Annotated in this window: 18 protein-coding genes; 15 read left to right on the forward strand and 3 right to left on the reverse strand. The window is 63.6% G+C overall.

What is annotated here, in order from left to right; genetic code table 11:
• Positions 1 to 647 (reverse strand): DUF5710 domain-containing protein (locus ABIB42_RS03965; RefSeq protein ID WP_429247927.1); only part of this gene is annotated, 647 nt, incomplete at its 3' end.
• A gap of 186 nt (positions 648 to 833) precedes the next feature.
• On the opposite strand from ABIB42_RS03965, the gene ABIB42_RS03970 reads away from it, so the two are divergent.
• Positions 834 to 1,400, forward strand: coding sequence for an ATP-binding protein (locus tag ABIB42_RS03970; RefSeq protein ID WP_273027676.1), 567 nt, complete (start codon positions 834 to 836; stop codon positions 1,398 to 1,400).
• Here ABIB42_RS03970 and ABIB42_RS03975 read toward each other — a convergent pair.
• Both ABIB42_RS03975 and ABIB42_RS03980 read right to left on the reverse strand, forming a co-directional pair.
• Positions 1,381 to 1,962, reverse strand: a complete 582-nt coding sequence (locus ABIB42_RS03975; RefSeq protein ID WP_005666311.1) for a gamma-glutamylcyclotransferase — start codon at positions 1,960 to 1,962, stop codon at positions 1,381 to 1,383. The genes ABIB42_RS03970 and ABIB42_RS03975 overlap by 20 nt on opposite strands.
• 52 nt (positions 1,963 to 2,014) lie before the next feature.
• Positions 2,015 to 2,914, reverse strand: coding sequence for a LysR family transcriptional regulator (locus ABIB42_RS03980; protein ID WP_005666313.1), 900 nt, complete (start codon positions 2,912 to 2,914; stop codon positions 2,015 to 2,017).
• 92 nt (positions 2,915 to 3,006) lie between these two features.
• Between ABIB42_RS03980 and ABIB42_RS03985 the strand changes: the two genes are divergently transcribed.
• The 14 genes from ABIB42_RS03985 (at position 3,007) to ABIB42_RS04050 (ending at position 15,041) form a co-directional block, all read left to right on the forward strand.
• Positions 3,007 to 4,032, forward strand: coding sequence for a fumarylacetoacetate hydrolase family protein (locus tag ABIB42_RS03985; protein ID WP_005666314.1), 1,026 nt, complete (start codon positions 3,007 to 3,009; stop codon positions 4,030 to 4,032).
• Positions 4,033 to 4,075: 43 nt separating this feature from the next.
• Positions 4,076 to 4,720, forward strand: coding sequence for a maleylacetoacetate isomerase (maiA, locus tag ABIB42_RS03990; protein ID WP_184239448.1), 645 nt, complete (start codon positions 4,076 to 4,078; stop codon positions 4,718 to 4,720).
• A 420-nt stretch (positions 4,721 to 5,140) separates the two neighbouring features.
• On the forward strand, positions 5,141 to 5,908 hold the full coding sequence (locus ABIB42_RS03995; protein WP_312488217.1) for a PEP-CTERM sorting domain-containing protein: 768 nt from the start codon (positions 5,141 to 5,143) through the stop codon (positions 5,906 to 5,908).
• A gap of 68 nt (positions 5,909 to 5,976) precedes the next feature.
• Entirely contained in the window at positions 5,977 to 6,759 is a 783-nt protein-coding gene (locus ABIB42_RS04000; protein WP_273027674.1) for a uracil-DNA glycosylase, read from the forward strand.
• Between the two features lie 203 nt (positions 6,760 to 6,962).
• A complete protein-coding gene (gene iscR / locus ABIB42_RS04005) occupies positions 6,963 to 7,439 on the forward strand; it encodes a Fe-S cluster assembly transcriptional regulator IscR (protein ID WP_005666320.1) in 477 nt (158 codons plus the stop codon).
• 19 nt (positions 7,440 to 7,458) lie between these two features.
• The gene (locus tag ABIB42_RS04010; RefSeq protein ID WP_071361973.1) at positions 7,459 to 8,715 is read left to right on the forward strand and encodes an IscS subfamily cysteine desulfurase; all 1,257 of its coding nucleotides are present in this window, start codon (positions 7,459 to 7,461) and stop codon (positions 8,713 to 8,715) included.
• Between the two features lie 46 nt (positions 8,716 to 8,761).
• The gene (gene iscU / locus ABIB42_RS04015) at positions 8,762 to 9,154 is read left to right on the forward strand and encodes a Fe-S cluster assembly scaffold IscU (RefSeq protein ID WP_005666324.1); all 393 of its coding nucleotides are present in this window, start codon (positions 8,762 to 8,764) and stop codon (positions 9,152 to 9,154) included.
• A 29-nt stretch (positions 9,155 to 9,183) separates the two neighbouring features.
• Positions 9,184 to 9,507, forward strand: coding sequence for an iron-sulfur cluster assembly protein IscA (gene iscA, locus ABIB42_RS04020; RefSeq protein WP_005666326.1), 324 nt, complete (start codon positions 9,184 to 9,186; stop codon positions 9,505 to 9,507).
• A 3-nt stretch (positions 9,508 to 9,510) separates the two neighbouring features.
• On the forward strand, positions 9,511 to 10,026 hold the full coding sequence (gene hscB, locus ABIB42_RS04025; RefSeq protein WP_429247928.1) for a Fe-S protein assembly co-chaperone HscB: 516 nt from the start codon (positions 9,511 to 9,513) through the stop codon (positions 10,024 to 10,026).
• Positions 10,027 to 10,118: 92 nt separating this feature from the next.
• A complete protein-coding gene (gene hscA, locus ABIB42_RS04030) occupies positions 10,119 to 12,008 on the forward strand; it encodes a Fe-S protein assembly chaperone HscA (RefSeq protein ID WP_184239444.1) in 1,890 nt (629 codons plus the stop codon).
• A gap of 77 nt (positions 12,009 to 12,085) precedes the next feature.
• Entirely contained in the window at positions 12,086 to 12,427 is a 342-nt protein-coding gene (gene fdx / locus ABIB42_RS04035; protein WP_005666331.1) for an ISC system 2Fe-2S type ferredoxin, read from the forward strand.
• Positions 12,428 to 12,434: 7 nt separating this feature from the next.
• Positions 12,435 to 13,316, forward strand: coding sequence for a class I SAM-dependent methyltransferase (locus ABIB42_RS04040; protein WP_184239442.1), 882 nt, complete (start codon positions 12,435 to 12,437; stop codon positions 13,314 to 13,316).
• 4 nt (positions 13,317 to 13,320) lie between these two features.
• Positions 13,321 to 14,355, forward strand: a complete 1,035-nt coding sequence (gene ltaE / locus ABIB42_RS04045; protein WP_040776425.1) for a low-specificity L-threonine aldolase — start codon at positions 13,321 to 13,323, stop codon at positions 14,353 to 14,355.
• A complete protein-coding gene (locus tag ABIB42_RS04050; protein ID WP_184239439.1) occupies positions 14,355 to 15,041 on the forward strand; it encodes an RNA pseudouridine synthase in 687 nt (228 codons plus the stop codon). Before ltaE ends, ABIB42_RS04050 begins: the two co-directional genes overlap by 1 nt.
• The last annotated feature ends 7 nt before the right edge of the window (positions 15,042 to 15,048 follow it).

Genomic DNA, 15,048 nt, shown 5'->3' on the forward strand with positions numbered 1-15,048 from the left:
CCGGGACTGCTGAATCCAGCAATCAAGTCGTCGAGCATAGCCTTTGCACGGAACAAAGGCCAGCTACGACGAGGAAAATGATCGCACGGAACTAAGCAGTTAATCGCATATAGCGTGATCGAAGAAGCGCTTCGTTCATCGACGGGGAAGAAAGCGCCTCCTGGCTCGGAGAACATATTGAAATCCCCCTGCTTCATGCCGCAGTGCTCGCAATGGTTCATCCAGTACGAGCTGTTGGTAGTCTTGCTGAAGTCGCGTCTGAAGTTTGATGTGAATGACAGCATGTGCCTTGTTGCCGTTGGAATAAGGTCACTGACATAGGAAAGAATTGCACTGTAGTCGTGTCTCAGCCACGGTGTTCCAAGTTCCTCCTCCATGTCAGGCTCGAATGTCTCATGCCCTTCGGGCAACACAAAACAATAGACGTGTGTTAGATCGCCGCATTTCCAGCAAGCCTCCTTCGTCTGACCTATGAAATAGCGGTTCGAACGGATACCCCATTGCGGAGCTTGAGGAATCCAACGGGAAAATAATTCGGCGTTTATGCCGTCAGGTACATACCAAACTTTGTTGGCTACGTCCCAGCGTGCACCGAGCTTCTTGGCATCGTCTTTTTCAGAGAAGGGCACAAGTAAATCGACTCGCATGACTCAGCTTCCAAGTTAGAATGTTAAGGGGTTTCTCAACGTAATGTTCCGCACTAAGCAACCCAAGGGGGCTGCGGATCATGCTATCACTGACCTATTCGTTGTGTTGAGACTACATTATCTGTAGCGGAGATACGGATTTTTCGTCAGACGAGAAGAATAGATGAACGTCGGAATATGAAATCGATGGAAGTCAATAAGGTGGTATTCGTCGGTGCTGAGTCGACCGGAAAGTCGACGTTGGCGCTGCATCTGGCGAGCCAGTCCAACGCTGGCTTCGTCCCCGAAATCGGCCGCTTCATCTGGGAAGAAAAACAGGGCCAGCTCACTGCCGACGATTACGTCGAGATCGCCGAACGCCACCGCGATGCCGAAGACGAGGCGGTGAGACAGGCATCCGGCCGCTGGGTCTTCGTCGACACCAATGCGCTCACCACGCTGCTGCTCGGCCTGTGCTTCGGCCAGGTCACCGAGCCGGCGCCGCCCGCGCTGCTGCGCTACGCCGACGATTGCCGCACGCGCTACCTGCACCATTTCGTCTGCGCCGACGACATCCCGTATGAAGAAGAGCCCGGCGTGCGCGAGAACGCCGCCTGGCGCACTCACATCCAGACGCTGGTGCTGGAAGACCTCGACCGCCGCGGCATTGCATACACGGTATTGACGGGCACGCTGGAAGCGCGCGCCGCGAAGGTGATGGAAGTCCTGTCCCGGATCGAACAGGACCGGCAGCTCAAGCGCGCAGCTGCGTAACCCCGAAATCCGCAAGGTGCCGCTCGAGCGCGAACACATGCGGATCGGGCTTGCCGAGTTCGCGCAAGGCTTGCGCCAGGCCGAGCAGGTATTCGCTGTTCGGCCCGCTCGGTCCGCGCGCCGTTGCGATCTGGCGTGCGATGTCGATTTCATCGGCCGGACCGAGATAAGCCTCGTTCTCGTGCGTGGCGATGTACACGATCCCCTCGTCGCTGCTGCCGTCGTCGAAGTGCATCTCGGTCGCCAGGCGCAGGTAGCCGTTCTTTTCGCGGTGATCCAGGTGCGCGAATTCTTCCGGCGTCACCAGATAGGCCATGCCGTGGCACAGCGCGCCGGCGTCGGGCACCAGGGTGACGACGCGCCCCGGCGCCGTTTCGGTGCCGCGATGGTCGTGCGAACCTTGCCAGAAACGCCGCGACCAGCCGCCGATATGGGCCGGGCGCCGGTCGAGATAGGGAAAATCGGCCTTGAAGATCAGCGAACCGTAACCGAACAGCCACACGCTCTTGTGGCCGTCGAACTTGTTCATGCGCTGGTTGATCGCGATCGTATTGTGGGACATCGTGAGGGCAGGGAAAAGACAGATGCCGTTCATTGTAGCGCGCCAGGCGCCATCAGCGTTGCGACCGTTTTACATATCCAAACAGGAAATTGATATAACTCTCGGCCGCCGGCGACAGCGAGCGGCCGGGGCGGGTGTAGATGAAGAAACGCCGCGTCAGCACCGGTTCGTCCAGTGGCCGCAGCACCAGGCCGTGCAGCTTCACCAGCGGCTCGGCATACGGCAGGCAGACCGTCACCCCGAGCCCGGCGCTCACCATCGCCAGCGCCGTGGTCATGAAGGTCACCTCGTGCGCCGGCTTGATGGGCGTCTCGCGCAGCGACGTATGCATGTCATCGAGCAGCCGCTCGGTGAACTGACCCTGCAGCGAAATGAAGGGGTGGTGCGCCACGTCCTGCCAGGTCAGGCGCGGCAGCGCGGCCAGCGGGTGATTCTCCGGAAACACCAGCGCGAACGGCATCTCGAACAGTTCGCGCGCCTCCAGCGGCGGCGCCGGCACCCGCTCGGGGCCGATGCCGACGTCCGCCTCGCCCGACAATACGCGCGCGATCACGCCCTCCACCTCGGTATCGCTCAGGCGCACCTCGATCGCGGGATGCTCGGCGCGGTAGGCGGCGATCGCCTGCGGCAGCAGGGTGCACGACATCAGTTGCGGCGCCGCGACGCGCACCAGCCCCTTCTTGAGTCGCGTGTGATCGGCCACGTTAGCCAGCGCACCGTCCAGGTCATCGATCATCTGGCTAAATAAGGGGAACAGTTCGCGCCCGATGTCGGTCAAGACGATACGGCGCGTGCTGCGGTCGACCACGCGCGCCCCGAGGGTCTGTTCGAGCTCCTTGATGAGCCCGGACAGCGCCGACTGCGTCACGTGGATCGCCTGCGCCGCAAGGGTGAAATTGCCGGTCTTGGCCAGGGCGACGAAGGCGCGCATCTGGCGCAGGGTGGGATTCATAAGAAAACCTGATAAATCGGGTTGAAAATACTGTTTGTATGATAGTGGCTTTTGATTTGTAATGGTGGCTACTCAGCAATAAGGAAACGCCCATGAAACTCGCCACCCTCAAATCCGGCGCCCGCGACGGCGCCCTGGTCGTCGTCAGCCGCGACCTGGTCACGTATCAAGCCGTGCCAGACATCGCGCGCACCATGCAGGCCGCGCTGGACGACTGGGACGCGGTCGCGCCGCACCTGGCAAAGGTCTACGAGCAGCTCAACGATGGTAATGCGGACGGCGCCGAATCCTTCATCGAACAGGAATGCCACTCGCCGCTGCCGCGCGCCTACCAGTGGGCCGACGGCTCGGCCTACATCAACCACGTCGAGCTGGTGCGCAAGGCGCGCAATGCCGAGGTGCCGGCCTCGTTCTATACCGATCCGCTGATGTACCAGGGCGGCGGCGATTCCTTCGTCGGCCCCTGCGATCCGATCGCGGCCCTGTCCGAAGATTGGGGCATCGATCTCGAGGCCGAGGTGGCGGTGGTCACGGGCGACGTGCCGATGGGCGCCAGCGTGGAGCGGGCGGCGAGCGCGATCCGCCTGGTCATGCTGGTCAACGACGTCTCGCTGCGCAACCTGATCCCGAACGAACTGGCCAAGGGCTTCGGGTTCTACCAGTCCAAGCCGGCCAGCGCCTTCTCGCCGGTCGCGGTCACGCCGGACGAGCTGGGCGACGCCTGGCAGGGCAGCAAGCTTCACCTGCCGCTGCTGGTGACGCTCAACGGCGCCGCCTTCGGCCGTCCGAACGCCGGCGAAGACATGACCTTCAGCTTCGCCCAGCTGGTCGCGCACGCTGCGGCAACGCGCGAGCTGTGCGCCGGCAGCATCATCGGTTCGGGCACGGTGTCGAACAAGCAGGGCAGCCTGCACGGTTCGAGCGTCGAGAACGGCGGCGTCGGCTACTGCTGCCTGGCCGAGGTGCGCATGTACGAGACCATCGAAGAGGGCAAGCCGAAAACGCCATACCTAAGATTCGGCGACACGGTGCGCATCGAGATGCTGGATGGCGATGGCGCCAGCATCTTCGGGGCGATCGACCAGGAAGTGATGCGTTATCAGGAAAAGCGCAAATGAGGCAGCAAGTGAGACAGCAAATGAGACAGCAAGTGAGGCAGCGATGAAGCTCTACACCTATTTTCGCAGCTCGGCCGCATACCGGGTGCGTATTGCGCTCAACCTGAAGGGCTTGGCCTACGACGCGGTGCCGGTGCACCTGCTGAAGGACGGCGGCCAGCACCTGCAGGACGACTACCGCAAGATCAACCCGAGCGGGCTGGTGCCGTCGTTCCAGGACGACCGCATCACGCTCACCCAGTCGATGGCGATCATCGAATACCTCGACGAGATCCATCCCGAGCCGCCGCTGCTGCCGAAGGACGCGCCGGGCCGCGGCCGGGTGCGCGAGCTGGCCCAGATCATCGGCTGCGACATCCATCCGATCAACAACCTGCGCGTGCTGAACTACCTGGTCAAGCACATGGGCTTGTCCGACCAGGCCAAGACCGAGTGGTACCGCCACTGGATCATCGAAGGCTTCCAGTCGCTCGAAGCGCACCTGGCGCGCGATCCGGGCGCCGGGCCGTTCTGCCATGGCGACCATCCGACCATCGCCGACTGCTACCTGGTGCCGCAGGTCTTCAATGCGCAGCGCTTCAATATCGACGTCTCGGCCTATCCGAACATCGACCGCATCAACTCGCTGTGCATCGAGCTGCCGGCGTTCAGGGCGGCGCATCCGTCGCACCAGCCGGATACCGAGTAAATCGCGCCGGGCAGCCACGCTGCCCGGTATCGGCGCCGCCCATCACATCGCCGCATCTCTCCCCGCCAGATATTCATGACATTTCGGATTGTCCATATTCGGGATCGCCAATTCATTTAATAAACGCGCTAAACGTCCAATTAATTTTACTAAACAAAGACGCTTTATTCGCCCGAACTTTATTAATCGATTCCCGATCACAGTAATGATTTCTATGGGGAATAATTAAATTTCCAATAGTAAATTTGCTACATAATTATGACAATTTAGTGCCGAGATGCCGTAGACCGAGGAATATGGCGGCTCTAGAATCACTCATCCATTCCCCCTGCATTTAATTCGGCGCACTGAAAATCAATTCCGGTTCTGGCTGGAAGGGGTGGATATTCGCCTTTTTCTTTAATATTCATAGGGAAGATCATGACCTTGCATAAATTAATGTTTGTGTTGGCGCTTTCTCTGGCTGCGACCGTCGTCAAGGCCGCACCGGCAAGCTCATTCGTCGACTTTTCCAATGGCGCCCAGGGATGGGAAGGATCGCAGCCTGCCAATGGCGTGGGCGGGTCATGGATCGACACCAGCCTGGGGAATGGCGCTCCCGCGCTGCACACCGTGATGGAAAACTTCGGCGTCGGTTTCAGCAACCGCAATCAGAATTACGTGGGGGATTATTCAAAGCTGGGCAGCGTGACCATCGGCCTGGATATCATCGCCAATTCGATTCGCTACGTTGGCCAGGAGGTTTCGCGCAACCTGGTCGTCGAATTGCGCGATTACGACAATACGCCGGCGGGCATGCCTTACTCCAGCGTCTGGTTCGACCTGGGCGTCATTGACGCCACCCTCGGCTGGCAGCACCTGTCGGTGACGATCGCCGACACCACCATGGCGGCCCTGCCGGCCGGTTGGGGTGGATACGGGACGACGGATGACGCCCAGGGACCGGGCCTGCCGCCCGGCCGTACCTTCGCCGACGTGCTGTCGAGCGTGGACGAACTGGTATTCAGTACCCTCGTTCCCGGCTGGTTCTACGGCTTCACCGATTTCGATATCGCGATCGACAATATTTCGGTCAGCGCCGGTGCGGCCGAGGTGCCGGAGCCGTCGAGCGTCGCGCTGATGTTCGGCGGTCTCGGCATGCTGGGCTGGATGGCGCGCCGCCGCTCGCGCCATATGCCGATGGCTTGACCACAGGCTGGCGGGCCGGATCGACGGGGCGGGATACAATCCGGCCTCGTCTCTTTTACCAGTACGCCATGACCTCGACCGCCGCTCCTGCGCCCATCCCCGCTCCGATCCTGCACGCCCTCGACCTGGCCGACGCCTCGTGGCGCCCCATTTTGGAGGCCGGTCTCGCGGCCGTCGCCCGCGCCAATCCCGGCTACCTGCCGGCCCTGGCGGTCGACGACTACCTGCCCACCGAACATCGCCTGTTCGCCGCCTTCGCCCAGCCACTGGACAAGGTTCGCCATGTGCTGGTCGGCGAAGGCCCTTATCCGCGCGCCGCGAGCGCGACCGGCGTCTGTTTCATGGATGGCGCGGTAGGGGAGTTGTGGTGCGAGAGCGGCTTGTCGAAACCGGTCAACCGCGCGACCTCGCTGCGCAACTTCATGAAGATGCTGCTGGTGGCCAGCGGCCGCTTGCAGCTTGATGCGACCGGCAGTGCGGCGCTGGCGCCGATCGCGCAGGCGGCTGGACGCGACGGCACGATCCAGACCCTGGCCGAGCTGCAGGACAATTTGCACGGCCATGGCTTCCTGCTGCTGAACGCGGCGCTGGTGTTCCGCAAGCACGTCGCCCCGGCGATCGATGCGCGCGCCTGGCTGCCTTTCCTGCAAACCGTGCTGGCGGCGCTGGCCGAACGGCCGCAACCGCCGACCCTGGTCCTGTGGGGCAAGATCGCCGAACAACTGAAAAAGCTGCCCGAGACGGCCGCCTTCCCGCAGGCGCTGGCCGAGCATCCCTACAACCTGAGCTTCATCGGTCACCAGGGGATGCAGCAGCTGTTCGGCCCCATGGAGTTGTTGCGCAAGCGATAACGGCCGCCGCGGCGGCGTTCAAACGACAGGGGGAGTGGGGCGGCCGCCGTTTTTGGGGGCCGCCAAGACAAGATGTCCGCGATTTGCTATACTTGACTAAATCGTTCAACTAATCCGGTTTTTAGCCGGTCCCGCAAGAGAAGTTGCAGAGTGGTGCGAGGGAGTTGAGCAAGAGGAATATTTTAACATTAACCGGGGTTGTAATGCGTCTGACCACCAAAGGCCGTTTTGCTGTTACCGCGATGATCGATCTTGCCATGCGTCAAGGCAATGGTCCGGTCACGCTGTCGGGCATCAGCCAGCGCCAGGCCATTTCGCTGTCCTACCTGGAGCAGCTGTTCGGCAAGCTGCGCCGCCACGAGATCGTCGAATCGATCCGCGGCCCGGGAGGCGGCTACAGCCTGGCCCGTCCGGCGGGCAAGGTGACGGTGGCCGACATCATCATCGCCGTCGACGAGCCGCTGGATGCGACCCAGTGCGGTGGCAAAGAGAATTGCCACGGCGCCCATACCGATGGCGCCCGCTGCATGACCCACGAACTGTGGACCACGCTGAACGAAAAAATGGTCGACTACCTCGATTCGGTGTCGCTGCAAGACCTGGTCGACCAGCAGCGCCATAAAGAACAGAACGTCGTGCATGTGCACCGCGGCGCCCCGGCCGCCGTCGGAACAAACTGAAGCTTACTGGAGTGAATTGATGAACGCGCCTTTGGACAAGAAAACCGAGCAGAGCTTCGCGACTGCGCCCCATTTCCCGATCTACCTGGACTACTCGGCCACCACGCCGGTCGATCCACGCGTCGCGGATGCCATGATCCCGTTCCTGCGCGAGCAGTTCGGCAACCCGGCCTCGCGCAGCCACGCCTATGGCTGGAGCGCCGAAGCCGCGGTCGAAGAAGCGCGCCAGAACGTCGCGAACATGGTCGGCGCCGACCCGCGCGAGATCATCTGGACCTCGGGCGCGACCGAGAGCAACAACCTGGCGCTCAAGGGCGCGGCCCAGTTCTACAAGACCAAGGGCAAGCACATCATCACGGTCAAGACCGAGCACAAGTCGGTGCTCGACACCGTGCGCGAACTCGAGCGCGTCGGTTTCGACGCCACCTACCTCGAGCCGCAAGACAACGGCCTCATCACCGTAGAGCAGCTGGAAGCCGCGCTGCGTCCGGACACCATCCTGGTCTCGGTCATGCTGGTCAATAACGAGATCGGCGTGGTCCAGCCGATCGAAGAGCTGGCCGCGCTGTGCCGCTCGAAGGGCATCATCTTCCACTGCGACGCCGCGCAAGCCGTCGGCAAGGTGGTCATCGACCTCGAGAAATCGAAGGTCGACCTGATGACCTTCACCGCGCACAAGGTGTATGGCCCGAAAGGCGTCGGCGCCCTGTACGTGCGCCGCAAGCCGCGCGTGCGCCTCGAAGCGCAGATGCACGGCGGCGGCCACGAGCGCGGCCTGCGCTCGGGCACCCTGCCGACCCACCAGCTGGTGGGCATGGGCGAAGCGTTCCGCCTGGCGAAGGAAGAGATGGAAGGTGAGCTGGTGCGTATCCGCGCGCTGCGCGACCGCCTGGCCAAGGGCCTGCTCGAGATCGAAGAAGTTTACATCAACGGCGACATGGACCACCGCGTGCCGCACAACCTGAACGTCTCGTTCAACTATGTCGAAGGCGAGTCGCTGATCATGGCGGTCAAGGACATCGCCGTGTCGTCCGGTTCGGCCTGCACCTCGGCCAGCCTGGAACCATCGTACGTGCTGCGCGCCCTGGGCCGCAGCGACGAACTGGCGCACAGCTCGATCCGCTTCACCATCGGCCGTTTCACGACCGAAGAAGAGATCGACTTCGCCGTCGACCTGCTGAAATCGAAGGTTGGCAAACTGCGCGAACTGTCGCCGCTGTGGGACATGTTCAAGGAAGGGATCGACCTCAATTCGATCCAATGGGCAGCCCACTGATACACAACGCACACTGAACGCACTTAGCCAACAAGGGAGCAATACCATGGCATATTCGGACAAAGTACTGGACCACTACGAAAACCCGCGCAACGTCGGCGCTTTCGACAAGGGCGACGATGCAGTCGGCACCGGCATGGTCGGCGCGCCGGCCTGCGGCGACGTCATGAAACTGCAGATCAAGGTCAACGACCAGGGTCTGATCGAAGACGCGAAGTTCAAGACCTATGGCTGCGGTTCGGCCATCGCATCGAGCTCGCTCATCACCGAATGGGTGAAGGGCAAGAGCCTGGACGAAGCGCTGGCGATCAAGAACACGCAGATCGCCGAAGAACTGGCCCTGCCGCCAGTCAAGATTCACTGCTCGATCCTGGCCGAAGACGCGATCAAGGCCGCCGTCGCCGACTACAAGGCGAAGCACGAGAAGGCAGCAGCGTAAGCATTTTTAGAACAGAGCTGGAGAAGCACATGGCAATCACCCTGACCGAAAAAGCCGCGAAACACGTTAACCGTTACCTCGAACGCCGGGGCAAGGGCATCGGCTTGCGCTTCGGTGTGCGCACCACCGGCTGCTCCGGCCTGGCCTACAAGCTCGAGTACGTCGACGAGAGCGCCGCCGAAGACGCGGTGTTCGAGTCGCACGGCGTCAAGGTCTTCGTCGACCCGAAAAGCCTGGCCTATATCGACGGCACCGAGCTCGATTTCGCCCGCGAAGGGCTCAACGAAGGCTTCCGCTTCAACAACCCGAACGTCAAGGACAACTGCGGCTGCGGCGAAAGCTTCCGTATCTAAGCGATGCAGAATCACTTCGACCTGTTCCAGCTGCCGGCCCGTTTCGAGATCGACCAGGACGCCCTCGATGCGGCCTACCGCGAAGTCCAGGGCCGCGTGCACCCTGACCGTTTCGTCAACGCGACCGACGCCGAAAAGCGCGTCGCGATGCAGTGGGCGACCCGCGCCAACGAGGCCTACCAGACCCTGCGCAACCCGCAGAAGCGCGCGCAATACCTGTGCGAGCTGAACGGGGTCGACCTGCAGACCGAATCGAATACGGCCATGCCGCCAAGCTTCCTGATGCAGCAGATGGAGTGGCGCGAAGAGCTCGAGGACGCGCGTGCGGCCAAGGACGCCATCGCACTCGACCGGCTCGAAGCGCAGCTGCGCGCCGAGCGCAAGAACATGCTGGCCGCCGTTGCGAGCCAGCTGGACGCCGGCGACTTCAGCGGCGCCGCGCAAGGCGTGCGCGGCCTGATGTTCCTCGATAAATTCGGCGACGAAGTGCAGTACGCCTTCGAAGCGATCGAGGCGTAACGTCCCGCGCGAGGCGGGATGGTTTGGCCGACGGATGAACGCAAACGGGCGTATCATCCGGGGCACACAAAAATAACACTGGTATCACGACTATGGCACTCCTCCAAATCGCCGAACCCGGCATGTCCACCGCCCCGCACCAGCACCGCCTGGCCGTGGGCATCGACCTGGGCACCACCAACTCGCTCGTCGCCACCGTCCGTAGCGGCAGCCCCGAAGTGCTGAGCGACGAGGAGGGCCGTTCGCTGCTGCCGTCGATCGTCCGGTACCTGCCGAATGGCCACGCCAATATCGGCCACAAGGCGCGCGTGCACCAGACGACCGACCCGAAGAACACCATCGTCTCGGTCAAGCGCTTCATGGGGCGCGGCCTCAAGGACATCGCCCACGCCGAGAACCTGCCCTACGACTTCGTCGAGGGCGAGGGCATGGTCCAGCTGAACACCGTCGCCGGCGTGAAAAGCCCGGTCGAGGTGTCGGCCCAGATCCTGGCCACCCTGCGCCAGCGCGCCGAGGATTCGCTGGGCGACGACCTGGTCGGCGCCGTGATCACGGTGCCGGCGTATTTCGACGACGCCCAGCGCCAGGCCACCAAGGACGCGGCCCAGCTGGCCGGCCTGAACGTGCTGCGCCTGCTGTCCGAGCCGACCGCCGCCGCCATCGCCTATGGCCTCGACCATGGCAAGGAGGGGGTGTATGCCGTGTATGACCTGGGCGGCGGCACTTTCGACATCTCGATCCTCAAGCTCTCGAAGGGCGTGTTCGAGGTGCTGTCGACCGGCGGCGATTCGGCCCTGGGCGGCGACGACTTCGACCACCGTCTGTTCTGCTGGATCACCGAGCAGGCCAAGCTGGCGCCGCTGTCGGAACACGACACCGCGACCCTGATGGTCAAGGCGCGCCAGGCCAAGGAACTGCTGTCGACCAATGAAGAAACGACGGTCGAGGCAATCCTCAAGTCGGGCGAGATCGTGCAGGTGACGGTCACCGCCGCGGTGTTCTCCGAGATCACCAAGCACCTGGTCGGCAAGACCATGAACGCGATCCGCAAGGCGATGCGCGATGCGAGCGTGACTGTCGAGGACGTCGACGGCGTCGTGATGGTCGGCGGCGCGACGCGCATGCCGCACGTGCGCCGCGCGGTCTCGGAATTCTTCCAGACCATCCCGCACGCCAATATCGACCCTGACCGCGTGGTGGCGCTGGGCGCCGCGATCCAGGCCAATCTGCTGGCCGGCAACCGCGCCGAGGGTGACGACTGGCTGTTGCTGGACGTGACTCCGCTGTCGCTGGGCATCGAGACGATGGGCGGCCTGGTCGAGAAGATCATCCCGCGCAATTCGACGATTCCCGTGGCGCGCGCCCAGGAATTCACGACCTTCAAGGACGGCCAGACCGCGCTGGCGGTGCACGTGGTGCAGGGCGAGCGCGAGCTGGTGTCCGACTGCCGTTCGCTGGCGCGCTTCGAGCTGCGCGGCATTCCGCCGATGGCGGCCGGCGCGGCGCGCATCCGCGTCACGTACCAGGTCGACGCCGACGGCCTGCTGTCGGTGGCGGCGCGCGAGATGCGTTCGGGCGTGGAAGCGTCGATCACGGTCAAGCCATCCTATGGCCTGGGCGACGACGACGTGGCGCGCATGCTGCAGGAGTCGTACAGCTCGGCCTCCAGCGACATGCAGATGCGCGCGCTGCGCGAAGAACAGGTCGAGGCCGAGCGTATCCTGCTGGCCACCCAGTCGGCGCTGGACGCTGACGTCGAGTTGCTGTCGCAGGAAGAGCAGGCCGCGATTGGCCAGCAGCTGCAGGCGGTGCGCGACGCGGTGACGGCGTCGAACGACGCGTCGACCGCGCCTGGCCAGCGCCAGGACGCCCTGCACGCCGCCGTGCAGGCGCTGGCCAAGGGCACCGAGGAATTCGCCGCCCGCCGCATGGACAAGAGCGTGCGCAAGGCGCTGGCGGGCAAGTCGCTGGACGAGGTCTGAGCCTCCCCCGACGGCTCGCGTACGCAATATCAAGAACAACGGATAATCGGATTATCCAATCAACCGAGGTAACCCAAGTGCCACAAATCGTCATCCTCCCACACCCGGTGTTCTGCCCGGACGGCGCCGTGCTCGAAGCCCCAGCCGGCAAGTCGGTCTGCGACGTCCTGCTCGACAACGACATCGAGATCGAGCACGCCTGCGACCGCGTCTGCGCCTGCACCACCTGCCACGTGATCGTGCGCGAAGGCTTCGAATCGCTGAACGAGCAGGAAGAGAAGGAAGAAGACATGCTCGACAAGGCCTGGGGCCTGGAGCCGAATTCGCGCCTGTCGTGCCAGGCGATCGTCGCGGAAGAAGACCTGGTGGTCGAGATCCCGAAATACACGATCAACCACGCCGCCGAAAAGAATCACTGAGCCGTCCATGAAGCGTCTTGAGCAAGCCAGGAAAGTCCCGGCACCACAGGAACTGCCGCCGGAGGTTCGTCCCGGCCAATCGATCGAGCTGCTCAAGGAGCTGCACATCCTGACCCGCGACGGCAAGTTGAACCAGGACAGCCGCCGCAAGCTCAAGCAGGTCTACCACCTGTACAACTTCATCGAGCCGCTGCTGCGCGACGTCAAGAGCGAAAAAGGCAGCGTCTCGCTGGTCGACCACGGCGCCGGCAAGTCCTATCTCGGCTTCATCCTGTACGACCTGTTCGTCAAGGCCGAGGGCGAGGGCAGCCACATCTACGGCATCGAGACCCGCGAAGAGCTGGTCAGCAAATCGCTTGATCTGGCCGCGCGCCTCGGATTCAGCGGCATGTCGTTCCTGCCGCTGTCGGTCGCCGAGTCGACCACATCGAGCAAGCTGCCCGAGACGATCGACATCGTCACCGCGCTGCACGCCTGCAATACCGCCACCGACGACGCCATCGACTTCGCCCTCAAGAAGAAGGCGAAGCACATGGTGCTGGTGCCGTGCTGCCAGGCCGAAGTCGCGTCCGTGCTGCGCAAGAACAAGGGCAAGGACATCAAGCGCAGCGCGCTGACCGAGATCTGGCGGCACCCGATCCACACCCGCGAATTCGGCAGCCAGATCACCAATGTGCTGCGTTGCCTGCAGCTCGAGGCCCACGGCTACCAGGTGACGGTCACCGAACTGGTGGGCTGGGAACACTCGATGAAGAACGAGCTGATCGTCGCCACCTACAAGAACCTGCCGCGCCGCCGGCCCAGCGAACGCCTGCACGAAGTGCTGCACGAGGTCGGCCTCGACGAAATGAAGAGCCGTTTTTATACCCAGGCCGAGACCACGGAATAAGATGATGAGCCAAGACCAACAGCGCTGGATCGACCTGCGCAGCGACACCGTGACCCAGCCGAGCGCCGCGATGCGCGCCACCATGGTCGCCGCCCCGGTCGGCGACGACGTCTACGGCGACGACCCGACCGTCAACCGCCTGCAGGACTACGCGGCCGAGCTGTTCGGCTTCGAAGCGGGCATGTTCGCGCCGAGCGGCACCCAGACCAACCTGATCGCCCTGATGACCCATTGCGGTCGCGGCGACGAATACCTGGTCGGCCAGGAAGCGCACACCTACAAGTACGAAGGCGGCGGCGCCGCGGTGCTGGGCAGCATCCAGCCGCAGCCGATCGCGAACCAGCCGGACGGCTCGATCGCCCTGGCCGATATCGAGGCCTATATCAAGCCGGACGATATGCACTTCGCGCGCACCCGTCTGCTGGCGCTGGAAAACACCATCGGTGGCCGCGTGCTGAGCCAGGAATACGTCGCCGCCGCGACCACGCTCGCCCACGACAAGGGCCTGGCGACCCACCTCGACGGCGCGCGCATCTGCAACGCCGCCGTCAAGCAGGGCATCAGCCTGGTCGATGCGGTAAAAGGCTTCGATACCGTGTCGGTCTGCCTGTCCAAGGGCCTGGGCGCGCCGGTCGGCTCGGTCCTGCTGGGACCGAAGTCCTTCATCGAGCAGGGCAAGCGCTGGCGCAAGATGCTGGGCGGCGGCATGCGCCAGGCCGGCGTGATCGCCGCCGCGGCCCACTACGCGCTCGAGCACAACGTCGCGCTGCTGGCCAACGACCATGACAACGCGGCGGAACTGGCGCAGGGCCTGGCGAAGATCGAACAGCTGAAGGTCGGCACGCCGCAGACGAACATCTTCTGGATGGACGTGCCCGCAGCCGCCTGCGCGCCGCTGCGCCAGGCGCTGGCGCGCGCCGGCATCCGCGCCACGGTCGGCCCGAAAATGCGCCTGGTGACCCACCTCGACATCTCGAACGCCGACGTGAAGCGCACGGTCGAGGTGTTCACGGCGTTCTTCGCGGATTGGCGGGCCTGATGAGTGAAGAAGGTATTCGCCTGGCCAAGCGCGTCGCCGAAGTGGCGGGGTGCTCGCGCGCCGAAGCTGAACGCTATATCGCCGGCGGCTGGGTCAGCGTCGATGGCGCGCTGGCCGAGGACCCGGCCATCCGCGTGACGCCGGCGCAAGCCGTCGCGCTGCTGCCCGGCGCGACCCCGGTCGAGCCGGAACCGGTCACCATCCTGCTGCACAAGCCGGCCGGCGTCGAACATGACGCGCTGCTGGCCGCGATCGGCGCCGACACGCAAGTGCTGGACAATGGTTTCGGCAAGCCGTTCCTGCGCCGGCACCTGTTCAAGATCGCGCTGGCGACGCCGCTCGAGACGATGGCCTCGGGCCTGGTCGTGTTCAGCCAGGACTGGCGCGTGATGCGCAAACTCGTCGAGGACGCGCCGCGCAACGAGTACGAATACGTGGCCGAAGTCGAAGGAAAGATCGCCGACGGCGGCCTCGATAAACTGGGTCGCATGTTCCGCGCCAGCTGGCAAAGCGAGGCCCGCCTGCGCATCGCCGGCAAGAACATCCAGCGCGGCCAGATCGAGCGCCTGTGCGGCGACGTCGGCCTGAAGGTCACCGCGCTGCGCCGCCTGCGCATCGGCCGTATTTCCATGGGCAGCCTGCCGCCGGGCGGCTGGCGTTACCTGCGCGACGTCGAGCGCTTCTGAGTCATTC

This window comes from Massilia sp. UYP32, from assembly GCF_050434365.1.
Lineage (GTDB): Bacteria > Pseudomonadota > Gammaproteobacteria > Burkholderiales > Burkholderiaceae_D > Telluria > Telluria timonae.